Genomic DNA, 21,289 nt, shown 5'->3' on the forward strand with positions numbered 1-21,289 from the left:
ATTTTAAATTGTTAACATTAAAACTGCCATTATAATCATAATTGCGTTTTCTATAAAAGTAGCTTCTGTCATTGGTAACTTTAAAGCAGTACCAAGACAAGCGCATCTAATTGCTTTTTTGTCTAAAAGTGTTTTTGTAACTCCAATTGTAGTAATACCTAAAATAACCAGTGTAATTATTAGAGCTATATTTATTTCGAAACGCATTAAAAACATTAGACCTAATGCAGTTTCTATAAAGGGATAAATATTCCCATAAATAGGGACTCTTTTTGCCAAAGAATCATACATTCTAAATGAATCTGGAAATCCTTTTAAATCTAACATTTTAAAAAAGCTAAATACAATGTAGAATAAACCCATAAAATCGAGCATAAAACTACTCCAATTCCAGTTTTTGTAATTCAATAAAATACCTGCAGTTGTAATATAAAAGATGATTAGAAATAATGGTTTTAATTGCTCGAATTTTGATTTTTCAAATTCTTCACCAAAATCTACTGCTGGTATTTCTTTCTTTTCTTCATTTTTTTCTGAAAGTGTATATTTTTCTGGCAAAGCATCTTTTAGAACTTTGGTTTCTATATGTTTTTCCATTGTAACTTCTGCTTCTCCTTTTTCGAGATTTACAGAAACATTGGTAACATTATTTATATCTCCTAAATATTTTTCTACGGAAGCTTTGCAACCACCACAAGTCATTCCTGTAATATTATACGTGTGTTTCATTATTAAATATTTTAAATTAATCTGTAAAATTACATTGAGCTTTTCTAATTTACTTTTCTAATTATGGTTCATATTTATACAATTTTGTCTAAAGACTTTCTATTCCATATCTCCGATTTTTTATAATCTGTCATTGTAATACCTGTATTATTTTTAAATTGTTTTGCTAAATGACTGCTATTATTATAGTTTAAACTGTACGCTATTTCTGTAAAGTTTAAGTGATTTAGTTGGATGTGTTCTTTTACTTTTTCAATTTTGAGACTTATAAAATATTTCTCAAGTGTTATGCCTTCAGATTTACTAAAAGACTTGCTTAAAAAAGAATATGTTTTACCTAATTCGTTTGCTAATTCAGAAAGTATATAGTCTGTGTCACTTTTATCAATATGTTTAATTAGTGCTATTTTAATTTTTCTATCAAAGCTTTTGATGTCTCTTTAATAATTTCGAAACCTTCCTTTTTTAATGCCTTTTCAAGTTTTTCAAAATTATTATTGTCATTTTCTTTTATCACAACTTTACCAAGTTCTATAGACAAGACCTGAAAACCTACATTATTAAATAACTGTTGAACAACTGTTTTACATCTGTTACAAACCATATTTTTTATATTTAGTGTTTGCATCTTTTTTAATTGGTTAGATAATTAATAATTGTGGTTTGTACGAAGTAGGATTTTATAGATTCAATTTGATTCATTTCAAACTTTAATTGTAACTCTTGAATATCTAAAACATCATTAAAATCTATAGTACCAGTTTCGTAGTTTTTAATTAGAATTTCTTCTGCACTTTTAGCTTGTTTCAGATTTTTAGTTTGTGTTTTATAACTAATTCTTGCAGAAATGCGTTCGTTTTTTGCTTTATCTAAAAACGTTTCTAATTTATTTTTTCGTTCTTGCTTCTGTGCTAAAACTTCTTCTTGTTGTAAGCTATTTTGTTTGGTTTTTGATTTATAACTATTATTAAAAATAGGAATAGAAAGAGATACCATTGGCATCAAAATATCTTTACCATTATCACTAAAACTAATATTTGGACGTTCTGTAACATTTATATAATCTAAACCAAAACCAATCATTGGAGCGCTTTCTTTCTGATTTAATAATTCTGATTTTTCTATAGATTGATACAATCTATCGTACTTTAATAGTTCTGGATGAACTGATAAATTATTAGTTTTGGTATCAAAATTTTCTGCAGGAAAATTCAAATCACTCACAACATTTATAATAATTGATTTATCACGATTCAATAACTTATTGAAGGTAGTTTGTTCTGCTAAATACTGTTGATTTAAAATTGCCAATAATTGCTCCATTTCATTTTGGCGCATTTGCAAACGCAATACATCTACCATAGATGCCTTATTAACTTCAACGGATGTTAATGCTAATGTTTCATAAGTTTGAAGTAGTTTTATATTTTCTTTTAAAACATTTTGCTTTGCTTTATTTGCATACAAATTATAATATGATTGGGAAACTGAAGTAATTAGTTTTCGTTTGGCTATAACAATGTCTTCATATTTAACCTCTGCCATAGAAGAAACATAGCTTTCTCTGGAAGTAATTGTACCAAACCAAGGCAACATTTGCTTCACAGAAATTCTAAAACGTTGTGCTCCAGTTCTTGTTTCTGGTTCACTTACAAAATACCCAACACCAAATTCAGTATTTGGCAATGTATTTACTTCATTCACTTTTTCTGAAGCAATATTATATTGCAATTCAAATTTTTGAATTGCTGGGTTATTTTTTAGAGCTTGCTCAATAAGTACATTTAATTCTTGTGCATTTGAAAAACCAAAAGCTAAAAAACTTATGAGTGTAAAAATTAAATTTTTCATTTGTTTTCTTTTTTTAATTTGAATTCTTCTCTCCAACTATATAAAACAGGTAAAAGAAAATAAGATGTGATATCTATAACCATTCCTCCAAAAATTGGAATCGCCATTGGAATCATAATATCGCTTCCTTTTCCTGTAGAGGTTAAAACTGGTAATAATGCTAAAATTGTTGTAACAGTAGTCATTAAACAAGGACGAATTCTTTTTTCTGCAGCTTGTAAAGCTGAAGCTCGTATACTCTTTTTATCTGCAGGTTTTTCACGTTTAAAAGTTTGTGTTAAATAGGTTGCCATAACTACACCATCATCTGTAGCAATACCAAACAATGCAATAAAACCAACCCAAACTGCCACACTTAAATTGATGGTTTTCATATTAAATAAGTCTCGCATATTTGCACCAAAAAAGCTAAAATTGAAAAACCAATCTTGCCCATATAACCAAATCATAATAAAACCACCTGCAAAAGCAATGGTTATGGCTGTAAAAACCATAAATGATGTAGCAATCGATTTAAACTGAAAATATAAAATCAAGAAAATAATTGCTAATGCTAATGGAACTATAACAGACAGTGTTTTTTCTGCACGTAATTGGTTTTCATAAGTTCCCGTAAATTTATAACTGATGCCTTTTGGAACCGTTAATACACCAGAATCTATTTTTTGTTGAAACAATTCTTGGGCATTTTCTACTACATCAACTTCTGCAAAACCATCTAATTTATCAAACAATACATAACCAATTAAAAAAGTATCTTCACTTTTTATAACTTGTGGACCTTGCTCATATCTAATCGTTGCTAACTCACTTAAAGGAATAGGATTCCCTTTTTCAACAGGAATATAAATGTCTTTTATCGATTCAGGATTGTTACGCAATTCTCTTGGATAACGAACTCGAATACCATAACGTTCTCTTCCTTCCACAGTTTGAGTTAATTGCATACCACCAACTGCAACTTTTAAAACATTCTGAACATCTTCAATAGAAATTCCATAACGTGCTATTTTTTCTCTATCAATATCAATCAGTAAGTATGGTTTTCCAACAATTCTATCTGCAAAAACAGCTTCTACTTTAACACCTTCTGCTTGTTTTAAAAAGCTTTCTAATTGCAAACCAAAAGCTTCAATTTGTTTTAAATCTTGTCCTTTTACTTTTATTCCCAAAGGTGCACGCATACCTGTTTGAAGCATTACCAACCTTGTTTCTATGGGTTGTAATTTTGGAGCAGAAGTAACGCCTGGTAATTTGGTGACTTTTACAATTTCATTCCAAATATCATCTGGAGAACTAATTTCTGGTCGCCAATTTCTGTAGTATTCTCCATCTTCATCTTCGATAAGTTGAGACCTTTCGACTACGCTCAAGGAGACATTTTTAGAATTATTCGGATTTGTTACAAAACCACCATTTTTCAATTCAAAAGCACCATCTTCATTTACTTTATAACGTTGTCTTTTTCCCTCTGAATTTCTTATATATTCAGTTTTATACTGAATCATATTTTCATACATTGATAAAGGTGCAGGATCTAAAGCAGATTCTGTTCTACCAGCTTTACCAACCACAGTTTCAATTTCTGGAATTGTGGTTACTGCCATATCCAATTGTTGTAAAACGCGTTTATTTTCTGCAACTCCAGAATGTGGCAACGAAGTTGGCATTAATAAAAATGAACCTTCATTTAAAGAAGGCATAAATTCTTTACCTGTGTTGTTTAAAATCCAACCTCCAAAAATAAGAACAGTTGCAGGAATTATTAAAAACAATATTTTATTAGCCAAGGCCCATTTTAAAATTTGGCCATAATATTTTCTAAAAACTGAAAATATTCCTAAAATACCAAAGCAAATAATGGCTACAAAAAGTAAGTTGATGAAGATACTTCTATTAAAACCTAATGGACGCCAATATTCTGCGAGTAAGAATATAATAGCTGTACAAGAAATAATGATATTTATAAGGTTGTTATTTTTCTTGTTTAGTTTTCCTATAACAACTAATAAACCATTAACTCCAAAAGCAATTAGAATTACTCCTAACCAATAACCACTAATTGTAATTACAATACCAGCCACTATTAAAGCGATATTTATAATATGATTAAAAGATTTTTTTAGCGTTGTTTTTCTGAATAGATAAGCTGCAAAAGGGGGAATTAAAAACAAAGCAATAACCAAAGAAGCTGATAGTGCCATTGTTTTTGTAAACGCCAAAGGTCTAAACAATTTACCTTCTGCACCAATCATCGTAAAAACAGGTACAAAACTTATAATTGTTGTTAAAACTGCTGTTAAAATGGCACCAGAAACTTCTGCAGTTGCATTATAAATTACTTCGTCTGTAGTATATTTTGTTCCATCTTCACGAGTTTGTAACTTTTTATCATCTAAATGACGAATCATATTTTCGGCGAGAATTACGCCAACATCAACCATAGTTCCTATCGCAATTGCAATACCTGAAAGTGCTACAATATTTGCATCCACATTAAATAGTTTCATCGTTACAAAAACCATTAAAACTGCAACAGGTAATAAACCAGATATTAAAATTGAAGCTCGAAGATTGAAAACCATTACAATAATTACCAAAATGGTAATCAAAATTTCTAATGTTAACGCTTCATTTAGTGTATCTAAAGTTTCTTCAATTAATTCTGTTCTATCGTAAAAAGGAACAATAGTTACTTGTGATGTTCTACCATCTGCTAAAACTTTTGTTGGTAAACCTCCTTTTAATTCTTCAATTTGAGCTTTTACATTCGTAATTACTTCCATAGGATTTGCGCCATATCTTGCAACTACAACACCTCCAACAACTTCTGCCCCTTCTTTATCTAACAAACCTCTTCTTGTAGCAGGACCTAAAGAAACTTTACCAATATCTTTTATTTTGATTGCTGTAAAATCTTCGGAAATAACTACTGCGTTTTCAATATCTTCGATAGATTTAATATACCCCAAACCACGAACTAAATATTCAGCTTGATTGATTTCTAAAGTTTGTGCTCCAATATCTTGATTACTACTTTTAACGGCTTTTACAACTTGATTTAAACCAATATTGTATTGACGCATTAATTCTGGATTCACGTCCACTTGATATTCTTGAACATAACCACCAATTGAGGCAACTTCAGAAACGCCACTTGCAGATGACAATCCGTATTTTACGTAGTAATCTTGAATACTTCGCAATTCTTGTAAATCCCAACCACCAGTAACGTTTCCTTTTTCATCACGACCTTCTAAAGTGTACCAAAATATTTGTCCTAAACCTGTGGCATCTGGACCTAAAGCAGGATTTACACCTTCTGGTAATAAATTGTTAGGTAATGAATTTAGTTTTTCTAAAATTCTACTTCTGCTCCAATAAAACTCGATATCCTCTTCGAAAATAATGTAGATACTGGAAAAACCAAACATAGAAGAACTTCTAATTGTTTTAACTCCTGGAATACCTAATAACGAAGTTGTTAATGGATATGTAATTTGATCTTCAATATCTTGAGGTGAACGACCATCCCACTTTGTGAATACTATTTGCTGATTTTCGCCAATATCTGGAATGGCATCAACAGCTACAGGATTCCTTGGTAAAAATGGAATATCCCAATTAAAAGGAGCATTTACAGTACCCCAACCTACAAAAAGTAAGAGCAATAAAACTGCGACAAGTTTATTTTCTATTAAGAATTTGATGCTTTTATTTAGCATTATATTTTGATTATTAAACAGTTAGACATAGATGTTAGAAAAACATCGAATACAACAAATTATCCTTATAACATTGCAGTTATAGGATATTATAGTCTATTGTTTAAAAATCAAATTAAATAAGTCTCGTCAATCTTGAAGATTTCTTTTATGACGAGTGGTGGTTCGTATTCTTCGAATGAAGATACATTATTCTCTAAATTTTCAAAAAGATTAATGTATGTGTAGATAAACGAAGCAATAAATAATTCTTGGTTAAAAGATATTTTATCAACCTGCAATTGTACTTCGTCTTGACCATCAATTAATACTTGTTCATCTTTGCAACAATCTTTTTTTATGATTGAACAACCAGAAATAGTTGGAGAAGTATCTTTTTGACTTTCCATCCCACAAGTTGAAGCTTCAGAAAAAATTGCAGTATCTACAAGAGTCACACCACAAAAATGTTTTGTGATAGCAAATGAAGTTGTAGAAAATAAAACTACAAACGACATTAAAATAGCTAATATTTTATGTGATAACTTTGACATTCTGAATACAAAGGTACAAAATAGTAACAAAAAAGATTAAATAGTATGTTAAAAAATTAAAACCTCAAATTTATCTGCCTATTTCTATATTTTTACTTCTGTAAGTAGTTTTCTCTAATTTACTTCTTAATGAAGCCATATCATCACTAACTTTTCTTTCAATAACTTTAGCATAAATCTGCGTTGTAGCAATTTTTGTATGACCTAATAATTTTGAAACAGTTTCTATAGGCACACCATTACTTAAAGTTATAGTAGTAGCAAAAGTATGTCTAGCGATATGGAAAGTAAGATTCTTTTTTATGCCACTTAAATCTGCAATTTCTTTTAAGTATGAATTTAATTTTTGATTTGAAATGTTAGGGAATAATGTTTTAGTTTTTTTTGTTTTAATGTGACCTTTATATTTCTTAATTAAAATTTCAGCTATTGGTAATAGAGGTATTTTAACTTTATTGTGTGTTTTCTGTCTATTTGTGATAATCCATTTACCTCCATCAATTCCTAAACTTATGTTATCTTCGTTTAGCTGCATAACATCTATGTAAGATAATCCTGTATAGCAACTAAAAATAAACAAGTCTTTGACCAGGATTAATCTTTCTATATCAAATTTTCTTTTAATGATTTTTTGTAACTCATCTTCTCTTAAAAATTCGCGTTCATTTTTAATATAAGTGGGCTTAAACTTTATAAAAGGGTCTTTGTCAATCCATTCCATTTTATAAGCTAAAGTTACCATTTTACGGAGTCTTTGAATATGTTTCATTACTGTGTTGTTTTCCATCTGTTTTTGATGGTCTGAAGGAACATATGAACGCAAGAATTTTTCAAAGTCAACAACAAAACGATATGTTAATTGAGATAAATATATGTCTTGAATTTTTCTTTTATTAGTCAAAAATAGTTTGATATACTTTTGAGTTGTGAAGTAGTTTTTTAAAGTCCCATAAGTTAAAGATTCACTCATTTGAGTGTTGTGATAATCGATTAAAGTAAGTAAAGAATATTCTTCATTGTCTTCACCTAAAAAACGAGCTTTAATAGATTGAGAGCAGATAAATGCTTTTTCTTTTATAAGTTCATCATATGCTGTATAAACTCTATTTTTAACCTGGTCTAAATATCTATTGAGTAAACGTGATTCTTGTTTATTACCTTTTGCTCTTCCTCTTCTAGAATCCCATTCAGATAGAATAACTTTTCGTTGTAAGCTAATATTAGCTCTTTTGCCATTTACAGTTATTCTACCATATACAGATACTTGGTTGTTTTTAATACGTGTTGCGTTTACCCAAAAAGATAAGGTAAAATTAATTTGTGATTTCATAGTTGTCGTCTTTTAATTAAACATTCTTTTAGACGAAAGTCAAATCAACTATTTCAAATACAGTTTATTGAGGCTTCAATTGGTTCACACTTTTTGTGTTTTGAAACTGTGAACCGAATTGTGAACCAAACTAAACTATATTAATTCAATTCTTATGATAACCCAAAAACTACAAAACCTTGTAAATCATACGATTTACAAGGTTTTAGTTTCTATTGGTATTCATTTTAGTCGGGGTGGCAGGATTCGAACCTGCGACCTCCTCGTCCCAAACGAGGCGCGATGACCGGGCTACGCTACACCCCGAAAATAGTCATCAAATTTAGGACTGCAAATATAGAATAATATTTATATATTGTATTTGTTTTTAGATTTTAATTTTAAAGATTATGAAACATTTTATTTTTATAACAATATTCTTCTTTAGTTTATCAATATTTTCTCAAAATAAGGAATATGAATTGATTGTTCCTGGTTTAAAAAATCCTTGGGGTTTTACTTTTTTGCCAGATAATTCTATGTTAATCTCAGAAAAAGATGGAAGGTTAATTCATTTTAAAAATGGTAAGAAAACCCAGGTTACAAATCTTCCAAAAATTTATGTTCGTGGTCAAGGTGGTTTAATGGATGTTGAATTACATCCGAATTACAAAGAAAATGGGTGGATCTATTTTACTTTCGCTTCTTCAGAAGGTTCAGGTAGTGGAGGTAACACCACTTTAATGAGGGCAAAATTAGAAGACAATCAATTAATAAATAAAGAAATTTTATATAAGGCGTATCCAAATACTACAAGAGGTCAACATTTTGGCTCTAGAATTACTTTTGATGAAAAAAATCATATTTATTTTAGCATTGGAGACAGAGGGAATAGAGATGTAAATCCGCAAGATATTACCAGAGATTGTGGCAAAATTTATCGATTGAATGATGATGGTTCAATCCCTAAAGATAATCCGTTTGTACATCATAAAAATGCCAAAAAGGCAATTTATAGTTATGGACATCGAAATCCGCAAGGAATGGAAATGAATCCTTTTACTAATGAAATTTGGGCTCATGAACATGGACCAAAAGGTGGAGATGAAATAAACATCATACAAAAAGGAGAAAATTATGGATGGCCAAAAGTAAGCTATGGAATTAATTATAGTGGTACTAAATTTACAGATAAAACAAGTGCTCCAGGTATGAAAAGTCCTATTCATTATTGGACACCTTCTATAGCACCAAGTGGTATGGCTTTTATCAATAGTGATAAATATGGAAAATGGAAAGGTAATTTGTTAGTTGGTTCATTAAAATTCCAATATGTGAGCAGATGTATTTTAAAAGGAAATAAAGTTTTTAAAGAAGTTAAATTACTGAAAGATATTGGTAGAGTGCGTTCTATTGAGCAAGGTTTAGACGGTTTTATCTATATAGGAGTTGAAAATTTGGGTATAGTTCGTTTGCTACCACAATAGATTTTTAACTTATTTTATTACTATTCTTTTCTCTTATTTTTTCATCATAAAAACTTATAAACTTTCTCTTTTTTAAGATGTAAAAATTTTTATTTTTACTATTCAAAATTGATACACAATATTATGTCTGAAAATATAGAAAAAATTAAATGTTTAATTATTGGTTCTGGACCTGCAGGTTATACTGCCGCAATTTATGCTGCAAGAGCAGACATGAAACCAGTAATGTACACAGGTATGCAAATGGGAGGTCAATTAACAACTACAACAGAGGTTGATAATTTTCCTGGATACCCAAATGGAACTGATGGTACAGCTATGATGACTGATTTACAAAAACAAGCAGAACGTTTTGGTACAGAAGTTCGTTTTGGTTTAGTTACTAAAGTAGAATTAAACCCAGAAGTAGGAGGTAAACACAAAGTGATTGTTGATGAGTCTAAAGAAATTGAAGCAGAAACAATTATTATTTCTACTGGGGCAACTGCAAAATATTTAGGTTTAGAAAGTGAACAACGTTTAATTGGAGGTGGAGTTTCTGCCTGTGCCACTTGCGATGGTTTTTTCTATAAAGGACAAGATGTTGTAGTTGTTGGAGCAGGAGATACTGCTGCTGAAGAAGCTACTTATTTAGCGAATATTTGTAAAAAAGTAACTTTACTGGTGCGTAAAGATTATATGAGAGCATCTAAAGCAATGCAACATAGAGTTAATAAAACTGAAAATATCGAAGTTTTATATAATACAGAAATTGATGAGGTTTTAGGTGGTAATGTTGTAGAAGGTGTAAGAGCAATCAATAATCAAACAAAAGAAAAGCACGATATTTCTGTAACAGGAGTGTTTATTGCTATTGGTCATAAACCAAATTCAGATTTATTTAAAGGTGTTTTAGATATGGATGAAACAGGTTATTTAATTACTGAAGGGAAATCTACAAAAACAAATATGCCTGGAGTTTTCGCAGCAGGAGATATACAAGATAAAGAATACAGACAAGCTGTTACTGCTGCAGGAACTGGTTGTATGGCAGCTCTAGATGCAGAGCGCTATTTAGGTGCTTTAGAATAGATTTAAATTTTGATATAAAAAAAAGAGATTACATTTTTTGTAATCTCTTTTTTTTATATAATTAAATCAGTGTTTTAAGCTGATACAGAAGCTTTCATCGATTTTCTGTACGTAAAAGAATTAAAAATATTTCTTTTACCAAAATTATTCATAGATCTAGCATTTACAAATTTTCCGAAAAGAATTTTATTTACACCAAAATATTCATAAGTATTACCATCAGTAAAAGTTACTTCTAACAACATACTTTTATGATGCCAATCTGCAACTTGAAATTCTGTAATCGTTTTTTTATAAGCCTCTAAATTTGCTTCTTTAGTTTCAGGAGCAATACTTACCAAAAAGTGATATCCATCTATAATTTCTGTACTTTTTATATCTGCTTCTGCTTTTTTTTCTTCATCCTGAAATTTATCTGGATGCCATTCTTTTACTAAACCTCGATAAGTTTTCTTTAATTCTTTAAGATCGATTGCTCCTTCTACGTTAAAGAGTTTTTTATATTGTTTTATACGTTTCATTGCTTTGTTTTCAAATTGCGTGCAAAAGTATTGATAAAAAAGGGATTAGCTGTTTTAAATAGCTTTATTTCTAAATAATTTTATAAAAACCATAGAGAAGAAGATAAAAAAGATAGTATCGTTAATTCCGTAAATTGAATAGAAAATACCAGTCATTATATCTTTTTCAAAAATTGGAGAAATATTGTTTTGTAGACGCCAATTCAACCAAATAAGTGCATAAATTAGTTTTTCGATTGCAAATACAGCCACAATCCATTTTACTTTTTTATAACTTTTAGCAACTGAGATATACGCAAAACCCCAAAGAACAATGATTAATAACCCAAAGTTAGACATTACTATAGCATCATATTTAGGAATATATTGGTTAGTAAAAAAGCGAGATAAAATTAAAATAGCAATTATATTTACTAATCCAGATAGAATGAAAATTTTAGATTCTGATATTTTCATAATTATATGAATTTATAAGCCTAATGCTTTTCGTTCATCAACATCAGCAGTTCCATTTTTACTCCAATATGCAGTTTGTAACGTTTTTATTTTTTCTGCTTTAGTTATTAAAGTTTTATTACGACTAACTATTTCTTCTTCCCAAGATTCTATAATAAATGGAAATTCTTTTGTTAATTGTATAGAAAGTTTTCTTTTTAGTGATGGGTAATTGATTGTATAGACTAAAAAATTGCTGTTTTTCACCAAACTAGCCTCAGCTTTGTAAGCTTTAATTTTTTTATGATTCAAGCTCAAATACTCAAAAGATGGAATAATTTGCAATTCACCAATAGGTATTTTTTCTGGTGATATTCTCAGTTGATTCCAAAGTTCATTTTCTAAAATTTCTTTTTTTAATGTAATTTTCTTATCAGAATTGGTTTCAAAATAAGAATAAAACTGAATTTGATAATCGCTTTTATTGTTTAATTGAGCAAAAGTATTTCCACACCATTCTTGACTAGAAAAAGAAATTTTAAGAGCTTTTTTGTTGATATTAATAGGAGAGAAGGTACTTGTCATTATAGAATATGGATAAATACCAGTTGTAAATTTCTTAGTACTATTTAATTTTATAACAGGAATATTTTTTTTATTTTGATAATCAGCTTTTACTTGTTTTTCGGGTAAAAAACCTTCTGTTACAAAGATGTTTACAGCAGTTCCTTCATAAATTTCTCCATAACGAACTTGTAATAGTTTATACGAAGTTATTTCTGCTTTTCCTGAATACCAATATTTATCAAAGTCAGGATTTTTTTTTACTATAATTGTATTTGATTTTGGTTTCTCTTTTTTCACTTCAGGTTTTGAACAATAAAAAAAGAGTAGACTTAGAAGAGATGGTAAATATATTTTTGTGATTCGTTTCATAATTGATGCTTTAATATAACTAATTTACGATAAATTACAAAAACTATTTAGAATGATTTTTTTTTTGAATTTGAAATAAGTATAATAACAGAACTTTTCTTAATTCTTAAGAAACTTAATGCAGTGTGTTAGTATAACTTTAAATTAATTTAAAGTTATAAACTAAATCTTTTTCCATCTATTTCTATAAAAAACAAAAGGATTGTTTTCTAGAATTTTTCTATTAGAAAAGGAGTTAAACTGAACTTCAATTGTTGCTCTTTTTTCTTGTTTTTAGATTTTCTATGGATAAAATATGGGCTTCAAAAGCTATATCAGTTACTTGGTTTTTGTTAATTTATCATCAATAAAAAAAACGATATCTATACTAATGGTTTTTGAACTGATTTACAAGAAGTAGAAACTGATAAAATTAAGATTACTATTAATTTAAATAATTTATCAAAAAAAAGAGGTTACAAATTGTAACCTCTTTTAAATTTATTCACTTAAATCTTCATCAAGATTTTCTATAGCTTGAATTACAATCTTTACAGCCTCTATATAAAAATCTTGGTTTATAGAACCAAAAGTGTCTGTACTTCTATGATAGTCTTTATGATCTGGAACCCCAAAATAAATAAAAGGTATTTGTGCTTTATGAAAAACTCGATGGTCAGAAGAGAAAGTCCAATCACTTTGTTCTTTGTTTTCAGGGTCATCATGACCAAATAATAAAATTATTTTTTCTGATTTTATATCTTCTAAAGGATCTCTTAAATCTGGATAATGGTATAAACCACTTACAAATAACTCAGGATCGTAATCACTATGTGCAATCATATCCATATTAATATTTAAATCAATATTAGATTTGTCATTATAATTTTTTAAAAAATAATCAGCACCTAAAGAACCAATTTCTTCTGCATCTACAGCAGCAAATATTAAATTATGCTTTGTTGGTTTGTCTTTAAAATATTTTGCAATTGTAAATAAAGCAGCTGTACCAGAAGCATTATCATCTGCACCATTATAGATATTACCTTTTCTTATACCTAAATGATCAAAATGAGCACTAATTACAAAAGTTTTATTTGTTTGGCCCTTAAGCATACCAATTACATTACCCCCAGTTGCAGTTGTGTCTGGTACATTAGAGTAATCATCTAATGGTTTTGGTTTTGTCATAGGAAAAACCTCGTGTCTACTTTTACCTTTAAATGTATGAGAGAATTCTTGTACGTAATCGTTATTCATTACTTTTTGTAAACCTAATGCTGTAAATTGATCTACAATATATTGTCTTGCTTTTAAATTACCTGGAGCAGAAAAAGATCTTCCTTGCATTTCATCACTAGAAAGAAACTTAATAGATTCTAATAATTTTTCGGAGTTGATTTCAATTACCTTTGGTTCTTTACAGCTCCCTAAAAGCACAAAAAATAAAATAAATGAAAATAGTTTTGTTTTCATAAATTGGTTAAAGTTATGGTTAATCAGGGAATTTCAATGGCAAATATAACAAAAGACCATTAATTACAATGGTCTTTTTAAACAAACAACTAAATTTAAAACATTTTTAGTTTTAAAATAATTTTTAAAAACAATATTTGTTTTCTGCTTTTAGTTTTTCTGCTATAGTGTTTCTTAGTGCAACAACATTAGGATAGTTAGCATATTTAGTAAAACGTTTTAAACCCATTAATAACATACGTTGCTCATCTCCTTCAGCAAAAGACACAACACCTTCTCTACCATTTTTGGCAATAATTTCTACAGCATTGTATAAGTATAACTTAGCCATAGCTATTTGGCCTTCTTGTGCATCTTCTCCAAAACGTTTTGCATTTTTTTCTGCACGTAATAAAGTAGATTCTGCTAAATAAATCTCATTTAAAATATTTGCAGCTGCCATTAATAATTGTTGATGTTGCTCTAAATCTGGTCCATATTTTTGAATTGCAGAACCTGCAACCATTAAAAAGACTTTCTTTAGTTTAGCAATCATTTCTTTTTCTTCTGCAAAAAGTTCAGAATAATCTGGTGTATCAAAAGAAGGAATACCCATTAACTCATCTCCAACAGCAGTAGCAGGCCCTAATAAATCTACGTGACCTTTCATTGCTTTTTTAATTAACATACCAACTGAAAGCATTCTGTTAATTTCGTTTGTACCTTCGTAAATACGAGCAATTCTTGCGTCTCTCCAAGCAGCCTCCATAGGAGTTTCTTCAGAAAAGCCCATTCCTCCAAAAATTTGGATACCTTCATCTGCACAAGCTTGTACATCTTCAGAAACAGTTACTTTTAAGATAGAGCATTCAATTGCATATTCTTCAACACCTTTTAATTCAGCTTCTTGATGTGTGTTACCAGAAGCCATTCTCATATTAATTCTATCTTCAATATTTTTAGAAGCTCTATAACTAGCAGATTCACCTGCATAACAATTTGTAGCCATTTCAGCTAATTTGGCTTTTATAGCACCAAACTCTGCAATAGGAGTTTTAAATTGTTTTCTTTCTGTTGCATATTGTAAAGCAGTTGTTAACACTCTTCTTTGAGAATCGATACAAGCTGCAGCCAATTTAATACGACCAACATTTAATGCGTTTACAGCAATTTTAAATCCACCACCTCTAACAGATAGCATATTTTCTGCAGGTACAATTGTATCGTTATAAAATACTTGTCTTGTAGAACTAGCTCTAATACCTAACTTATGTTCTTCTTCACCTAAAGTAATTCCATTCGGATTTTCAGCATCATACTCAACAATAAATCCAGTAATGTTTTTATCATCTTCTATACGTGCAAAAACGATCATCACATTACAGAAACCTGCATTTGAGATCCACATTTTTTGCCCATTAATTTTGTATGATTTTCCATCTTCTGTTAATTCAGCTGTAGTTTTACCAGAGTTGGCATCAGAACCTGCACCTGGTTCCGTTAAACAATATGCACCCATCCACTCACCAGAAGCTAATTTTGGTACATATTTTTGTTTTTGTTCTTCAGTTCCATACAATGTAATTGGCATTGTACCAATACCTGTATGTGCACCAAAAGCAGTACTTAAAGAGCCATTTCCACTCGAAATATATTCGCAAGTAATCATAGTAGAAACAAAGCCCATTCCCATTCCTCCATATTCTTCAGGAACAGCCACACCTAAAAAGCCAAGTTCTCCAGCTTTTTTCATTACTTCTTCTGTTAATGCATAATCTTTAGCTTCAAAACGATCTCTATTTGCAACAATTTCTCTGTCTGTAAATTCACTTACAGCTTCTTTCATCATTACTTGCTCTTCAGAAAAATCTTCTGGAGTAAATACATCTTGACAATTTGTTTCTTTAACTAGGAATTGTCCTCCTCTTAATATGTCTTTGTTTGTAGTTTCCATTTTAATGTTTTTTACGGATGATTAGTTTAAAAATTCAAAAATACCTGCAGCACCTTGTCCTGTTCCTACACACATGGTAACCATTCCGTATTTATTATTCATTTCTCTTTTGCGCATTTCATCAAACAATTGCACAGATAATTTTGCACCTGTACAACCTAAAGGATGACCTAATGCAATAGCTCCACCATTTACGTTGATGATATCAGGGTTTAAGCCTAACTCGCGAATTACAGCTAAAGATTGAGAAGCAAAAGCTTCATTTAACTCTATTAATTCAACATCATTTTGTTGTAAACCTGCTTGTTTTAATGCTTTCGGAATTGCAGCAACTGGTCCAATTCCCATAATTCTTGGAGGTACACCTGCAGCAGCATAACTTACCATTCTTGCTATAGGTTCTAGATTCAATTCTTTCACCATTTCTTCGCTCATTACCAAAGCAAAAGCAGCACCATCACTCATTTGAGATGAATTACCAGCAGTTACACTTCCACCAGCAGCAAAAACAGGACGTAATCTAGCTAAACCTTCAATATTCGATCCTTTTCTTGGACCTTCATCTTTGTTAACTGTATATTTTTTGGTTGCTTTTTTACCTTTTGCATCAATAAAAGTTTGTTCTACTTCTATAGGTACAATTTGGTCTTGAAATCTATTTTCTTCTAAAGCTCTTAATGCTTTTAAATGCGAGTTTAAAGCAAACTCATCTTGGTCTTTTCTTGACACTTTAAATTCGTTGGCAACAGCTTCTGCTGTATTACCCATTCCCCAATAATATTCTTCATGACCAGCAGCAACTGTATCATAATTTAATTCTGGTTTAAAACCTGTCATTGGTACAGAGCTCATACTTTCTGCTCCACCTGCAATAATACAATCTGCCATTCCAGATTGAATTTTAGCAACAGCCATACCAATTGTTTCTAATCCTGAAGAACAAAAACGGTTTACAGTTACCCCAGGAACATCAACAATATCTAATCCCATTAAAGAGATTAAACGTGCCATATTTAAACCTTGAGCACCTTCTGGCATTGCATTACCAACAATTACATCATCAATTCTTTTTTTATCAAAATTAGGCAGTTCATTCATCATATATTGAATGGTTTCTGCAGCTAATTCGTCAGCTCTTTTAAATCTGAACAGTCCTTTTGGTGCTTTACCAACTGCTGTTCTATATGCTTTTACTATATATGCTGTTTTCATTTTATTTTTAGCTTTTGGCTAATCGCTTTTGGCTTTTAGCTATAGGTTAATATTTATTTACAAGTAGCTAATAGCTAAGTGCAAATAGCTAGAGTAACTTTAGTTACGTAAAGGTTTACCCGTTTTTAACATGTGCTGAATTCTTTCTAAAGTTTTACGTTCTGTACATAAACTTAAAAAAGCTTCGCGCTCAATATCTAATAAGTATTGTTCAGATACTTTTGTTGGTTCAGATAAATCTCCACCAGCCATTACATAAGCCAATTTATTTGCAATTTTCTGATCGTGAGCAGAAATATAGTTACTTGCTTCCATAGAATCTGTACCTACTAAGAACATCCCTAGTGCTTGTTTACCTAAAACTAAAACATCATTGCGTTTTGTTGGTTGTGTGTAACCTGCATCTGCCATTAATAACGCATGCTTTTTAGCCTGTGCAATTTGTCTGTCTTTATTTACAACCACTACATCTTTTCCTTTTTGTAATAAACCTAAATCGAAAGCTTCGTAAGCAGAAGTTGCAACTTTTGCCATACCAATTGTTAGGAAATGTTCTTGTAAAACATTCAATTGAACATCACCTTTATGAAATAAATCTGATGCTCTTAAAGCCATTTCTTTAGAGCCACCACCACCAGGAATTACACCAACTCCAAATTCTACTAAACCTATATAAGTTTCTGCTGCTGCAACAACTTTATCTGCATGAAGTGATATTTCACAACCACCACCTAAAGCCATTCCATGAGGAGCAGAAATAGTTGGTATTGCAGAATAACGCATACGCATCATGGTGTCTTGAAAATATTTAATGGCATAATTTAATTCATCATATTCTTGCTCTACAGCCATCATAAAAATCATACCTATATTGGCACCTACAGAAAAGTTTGCAGCTTGATTACCAATAATTAATCCTTGGTGATTTTTCTCTGCTAAATCAATTGCTTTATTAATTGCAGCTAAAACATCACCACCAATCGTATTCATTTTAGATTGGAACTCTAAGTTTAAAATTCCGTCTCCTAAATCTTCAATTACAGCTCCAGAGTTTTTCCAAACTTCGTTTGATTTTCTAATATTATCTAGAATGATAAAAGAATCCTGACCTGGTTTTTTAGTTTGAGATTTTGAAGGAATATCATAAAAATAAGTAGCACCTTCTTTAACAGAATAAAAAGAGGTAGAACCAGTAGCTAACATTTCTGTTACCCAAGTAGCAGGTTCATTTCCTTCTGCTTTCATTAATTCGATTCCTTTCTCTACACCAACAGCATCCCAAATTTCGAAAGGACCATTTTCCCAACCAAAACCAGCTTTCATGGCATCATCAATCTTATAAAGCTCGTCAGAAATTTCTGGAATTCTATTTTGAACGTATGCAAACATTGCAGCAAAGTTCTTTCTGTAAAACTCACCAGCTTTATCTTTACCACCTACTAAAACTTTAAATCTATCAATTGGTTTATCAATCGTTTTCGTAAGTTCTAAAGTGGCAAATTTTGCACGTTTTTTAGAACGATATTCTAAGGTGTCTAAGTCTAAGGTTAAAATTTCACTTTTACCATCAGCATTTTTTACTTTTTTGTAAAATCCTTGGCCAGTTTTGCTTCCTAACCATTTATTTTCCATCATTGTGTTGATGAAACCTGGCAATTTAAATAAATCGTGTGCTTCATCATTTGGGCAATTTTCATAAATACCATTGGCAACGTGTACCAACGTATCTAGCCCAACAACATCTACAGTTCTAAATGTAGCCGATTTTGGACGGCCAATTACAGGGCCCGTTAATTTATCAACTTCCTCTACAGTTAAACCTAATTCTTTTACTTGATGAAATAAAGATTGAATTCCGAAAATTCCAATTCTATTCCCAATAAATGCAGGAGTATCTTTTGCTAAAACTGATGTTTTACCTAAAAACTTGTCACCATACATCATTAAGAAATCTGTAACTTCTTGTTTACAGTTTGGTCCTGGAACAACCTCGAAAAGTTTTAAATATCTTGGAGGATTAAAAAAGTGAGTTACTGCAAAATGTTGCTGAAAATCTTCGCTTCTGCCTTCGTTCATAAATTGAATCGGAATTCCAGAAGTATTTGAAGAAATAATAGTACCAGGAGTTCTATATTTCTCTAATTTTTCAAAAACGATTTTTTTAATGTCTAGTCGTTCTACAACAACTTCCATAATCCAATCTACATCTGCTACTTTTGCAATATCATCGTCTAAATTACCAGTAGTAATTCTACTTGCAAATTTTTGACTATAAATAGGAGATGGTTTCGATTTTAAAGAAGTGGTTAAAGCATCATTTACCAAACGATTACGAACTACTTTATCTTCTAATGTGAGTCCTTTTGCTTTTTCTTTGTCGTTTAATTCTCTTGGAACAATATCCAATAAAAGAACTTCTACACCAATGTTAGCAAAGTGACATGCAATACCAGAACCCATAATTCCAGATCCTATAATTGCTACTTTTTTAATTCTTCTTGTCATTTCTTTGTAATTAGTTAACTATGTCTTATTTATCTTGATTTGTAGATTCAAAAATTTTCTTTTCGGCAATTAATATGTTAATGGTTTTCATCACCTTAAAAAAAGATTCTAAATCATTTTCATTAACATGTTCTCTTACAATATTGTTAAATTGATAAACGTGATTTTTAGAAAATTTACGTCTTTCTAATCCATAATCTGTTAGTTTTACAATAACACTTCTACCATCATCTGGGTTTTTTTCTCTGTAAATAGCCCCTTTTTCTTCCATAGATTTTAATATTCTAGAAAGGCTAGTGGGTTCCATACCCATTAATGGACCTAAAGCAGTTGATGGTGTTCCGTTTACTTTGTCTATGGTTAGCAAAACAAAAGCAGAAGACATTGTGCTATCGTACTTTGTTGCTTGCTCATTGTATAGTTTTGCGACTGCTTGCCAAGTTGCTCTTAATTGATGATCTATTGATTTACTTTTGTCCATTTTGACAAATATATTAAAATTTATTATGCGTGCATAGTAAATTTTAAAAAAGTTATGCGTGCATAATAAAATTAACAATTTATTTATCTGTAACAAATCTCTTGTTTAGATACTAATAGCTGTAAAAAATACCTAAATTTGTGATTAATCAACTTTAAAAAATCGACTCTAATTTATGAATAACTTACTAGAAATAAATAATGTTGTAAAAAATTATGGAGATTTTAGAGCATTAAATGATGTTTCTATCCATATACCAAAAGGTAGTGTTTATGGTTTACTTGGTCCTAATGGAGCAGGTAAAACCTCATTAATAAGAATTATTAATCAAATTACAATGGCAGATGCTGGCTCTATTTTATTAGATGGTGAGCCTTTGTCACCAAAACATACTGCAGATATTGGTTATTTACCAGAAGAACGTGGTTTATATAAATCGATGAAAGTTGGTGAACAAGCTTTGTATTTAGCTCAATTAAAAGGCTTGTCTAAAACTGAAGCTAAAAAACGATTAAAATATTGGTTCGATAAGTTTGATATTTCTGCTTGGTGGGGTAAAAAAATTGAAGAATTATCAAAAGGAATGGCACAAAAAGTACAATTTATAGTTACTGTAATGCATAATCCTAAATTATTAATTTTTGATGAACCTTTCTCTGGATTCGATCCAATAAATGCACAATTAATTGCTAAAGAAATTTTACAATTAAGAGATGAAGGTGCAACAATTATTTTTTCTACCCACAGAATGGAATCTGTTGAAGAAATGTGTGATGAAATTGCATTAATTAATAAATCAAACAAAATATTAGATGGTAAGTTGGCTGATATTAAACGCGAGTTTAGAACAAATACTTTTCAAGTGGGCTTAAATACAGCAAATCCGAATGAAGTTAAAGCGCAATTAAAAGAGAGTTTCGAAGTTTTTCCTGCGGATTTTAAATTGCTTGGAGAAGAAATGACAATGAATGTGAAATTAGGAGAAACAAATTCTGCAAACGATTTGTTATCATTTTTAACAACTAGAGGAGAAGTACAACATTTTGTAGAATTAATACCAAGTGCAAACGATATTTTTATTCAGGCAATAAATAAAAACAGTTAAG

General features: G+C 30.2%; 18 protein-coding genes and 1 tRNA gene. 3 read left to right on the plus strand and 16 right to left on the minus strand.

The features are described from left to right. Positions 1–3: 3 nt before the first annotated feature. The 8 genes from KO506_RS15815 to KO506_RS15845 all read right to left on the minus strand — a co-directional run bounded on the left by KO506_RS15815 (position 4) and on the right by KO506_RS15845 (position 8,474). Positions 4–729: a heavy-metal-associated domain-containing protein gene (locus KO506_RS15815; RefSeq protein ID WP_215995895.1), complete on the minus strand. Its 726-nt coding sequence runs from the start codon at positions 727–729 to the stop codon at positions 4–6. A gap of 74 nt (positions 730–803) precedes the next feature. Further along, positions 804–1,163 carry a helix-turn-helix domain-containing protein gene (locus KO506_RS17225; RefSeq protein ID WP_354667563.1) on the minus strand — a complete coding sequence of 120 codons (360 nt, stop codon included), beginning with the start codon at positions 1,161–1,163 and terminating at the stop codon, positions 804–806. Next, positions 1,133–1,357 carry a hypothetical protein gene (locus KO506_RS17135; protein ID WP_252726894.1) on the minus strand — a complete coding sequence of 75 codons (225 nt, stop codon included), beginning with the start codon at positions 1,355–1,357 and terminating at the stop codon, positions 1,133–1,135. The genes KO506_RS17225 and KO506_RS17135 overlap by 31 nt, the downstream gene beginning before the upstream one ends. 5 nt (positions 1,358–1,362) lie before the next feature. After that, positions 1,363–2,580 carry a TolC family protein gene (locus tag KO506_RS15825; RefSeq protein ID WP_215995896.1) on the minus strand — a complete coding sequence of 406 codons (1,218 nt, stop codon included), beginning with the start codon at positions 2,578–2,580 and terminating at the stop codon, positions 1,363–1,365. Beyond that, positions 2,577–6,305 (minus strand): efflux RND transporter permease subunit, encoded by a 3,729-nt coding sequence (locus tag KO506_RS15830; RefSeq protein ID WP_215995897.1) that lies wholly within the window; start codon positions 6,303–6,305, stop codon positions 2,577–2,579. Before KO506_RS15830 ends, KO506_RS15825 begins: the two co-directional genes overlap by 4 nt. A 110-nt stretch (positions 6,306–6,415) precedes the next feature. Further along, positions 6,416–6,838: an HYC_CC_PP family protein gene (locus KO506_RS15835; RefSeq protein WP_252726895.1), complete on the minus strand. Its 423-nt coding sequence runs from the start codon at positions 6,836–6,838 to the stop codon at positions 6,416–6,418. A 70-nt stretch (positions 6,839–6,908) separates the two neighbouring features. Continuing rightward, positions 6,909–8,168: a site-specific integrase gene (locus KO506_RS15840; protein ID WP_215995898.1), complete on the minus strand. Its 1,260-nt coding sequence runs from the start codon at positions 8,166–8,168 to the stop codon at positions 6,909–6,911. A gap of 231 nt (positions 8,169–8,399) precedes the next feature. Next, positions 8,400–8,474 (minus strand) — tRNA-Pro (locus tag KO506_RS15845). A gap of 83 nt (positions 8,475–8,557) precedes the next feature. On the opposite strand from KO506_RS15845, the gene KO506_RS15850 reads away from it, so the two are divergent. Further along, positions 8,558–9,634: a PQQ-dependent sugar dehydrogenase gene (locus KO506_RS15850; RefSeq protein ID WP_215995899.1), complete on the plus strand. Its 1,077-nt coding sequence runs from the start codon at positions 8,558–8,560 to the stop codon at positions 9,632–9,634. 123 nt (positions 9,635–9,757) lie between these two features. After that, positions 9,758–10,705 (plus strand): thioredoxin-disulfide reductase, encoded by a 948-nt coding sequence (gene trxB, locus KO506_RS15855; RefSeq protein WP_215995900.1) that lies wholly within the window; start codon positions 9,758–9,760, stop codon positions 10,703–10,705. 74 nt (positions 10,706–10,779) lie between these two features. On the opposite strand, the gene KO506_RS15860 is transcribed toward trxB, so the two are convergent. From KO506_RS15860 to KO506_RS15895, 8 genes are all read right to left on the minus strand, one after another. After that, positions 10,780–11,226 (minus strand): KTSC domain-containing protein, encoded by a 447-nt coding sequence (locus KO506_RS15860; protein ID WP_215995901.1) that lies wholly within the window; start codon positions 11,224–11,226, stop codon positions 10,780–10,782. Positions 11,227–11,280: 54 nt separating this feature from the next. After that, the gene (locus KO506_RS15865; protein WP_215995902.1) at positions 11,281–11,682 is read right to left on the minus strand and encodes a hypothetical protein; all 402 of its coding nucleotides are present in this window, start codon (positions 11,680–11,682) and stop codon (positions 11,281–11,283) included. 12 nt (positions 11,683–11,694) lie between these two features. Continuing rightward, a complete protein-coding gene (locus KO506_RS15870; protein WP_303437080.1) occupies positions 11,695–12,525 on the minus strand; it encodes a septum formation inhibitor Maf in 831 nt (276 codons plus the stop codon). 552 nt (positions 12,526–13,077) lie between these two features. Further along, positions 13,078–14,052, minus strand: a complete 975-nt coding sequence (locus KO506_RS15875; protein ID WP_215995904.1) for a M20/M25/M40 family metallo-hydrolase — start codon at positions 14,050–14,052, stop codon at positions 13,078–13,080. A 124-nt stretch (positions 14,053–14,176) separates the two neighbouring features. Beyond that, entirely contained in the window at positions 14,177–15,985 is a 1,809-nt protein-coding gene (locus KO506_RS15880) for an acyl-CoA dehydrogenase family protein (protein ID WP_215995905.1), read from the minus strand. A gap of 21 nt (positions 15,986–16,006) precedes the next feature. Further along, complete coding sequence (locus KO506_RS15885; protein WP_215995906.1) at positions 16,007–17,197, minus strand: acetyl-CoA C-acyltransferase; 1,191 nt, start codon at positions 17,195–17,197, stop codon at positions 16,007–16,009. 99 nt (positions 17,198–17,296) lie between these two features. Then, complete coding sequence (locus KO506_RS15890; protein ID WP_215995907.1) at positions 17,297–19,702, minus strand: 3-hydroxyacyl-CoA dehydrogenase/enoyl-CoA hydratase family protein; 2,406 nt, start codon at positions 19,700–19,702, stop codon at positions 17,297–17,299. A 25-nt stretch (positions 19,703–19,727) separates the two neighbouring features. Further along, positions 19,728–20,183, minus strand: a complete 456-nt coding sequence (locus KO506_RS15895) for a MarR family winged helix-turn-helix transcriptional regulator (protein WP_215995908.1) — start codon at positions 20,181–20,183, stop codon at positions 19,728–19,730. Positions 20,184–20,358: 175 nt separating this feature from the next. Between KO506_RS15895 and KO506_RS15900 the strand changes: the two genes are divergently transcribed. Then, complete coding sequence (locus tag KO506_RS15900; RefSeq protein ID WP_215995909.1) at positions 20,359–21,288, plus strand: ABC transporter ATP-binding protein; 930 nt, start codon at positions 20,359–20,361, stop codon at positions 21,286–21,288. Position 21,289 lies beyond the last annotated feature (1 nt).

Source organism: Polaribacter vadi, assembly GCF_018861005.1.
Taxonomy (GTDB): domain Bacteria; phylum Bacteroidota; class Bacteroidia; order Flavobacteriales; family Flavobacteriaceae; genus Polaribacter; species Polaribacter vadi_A.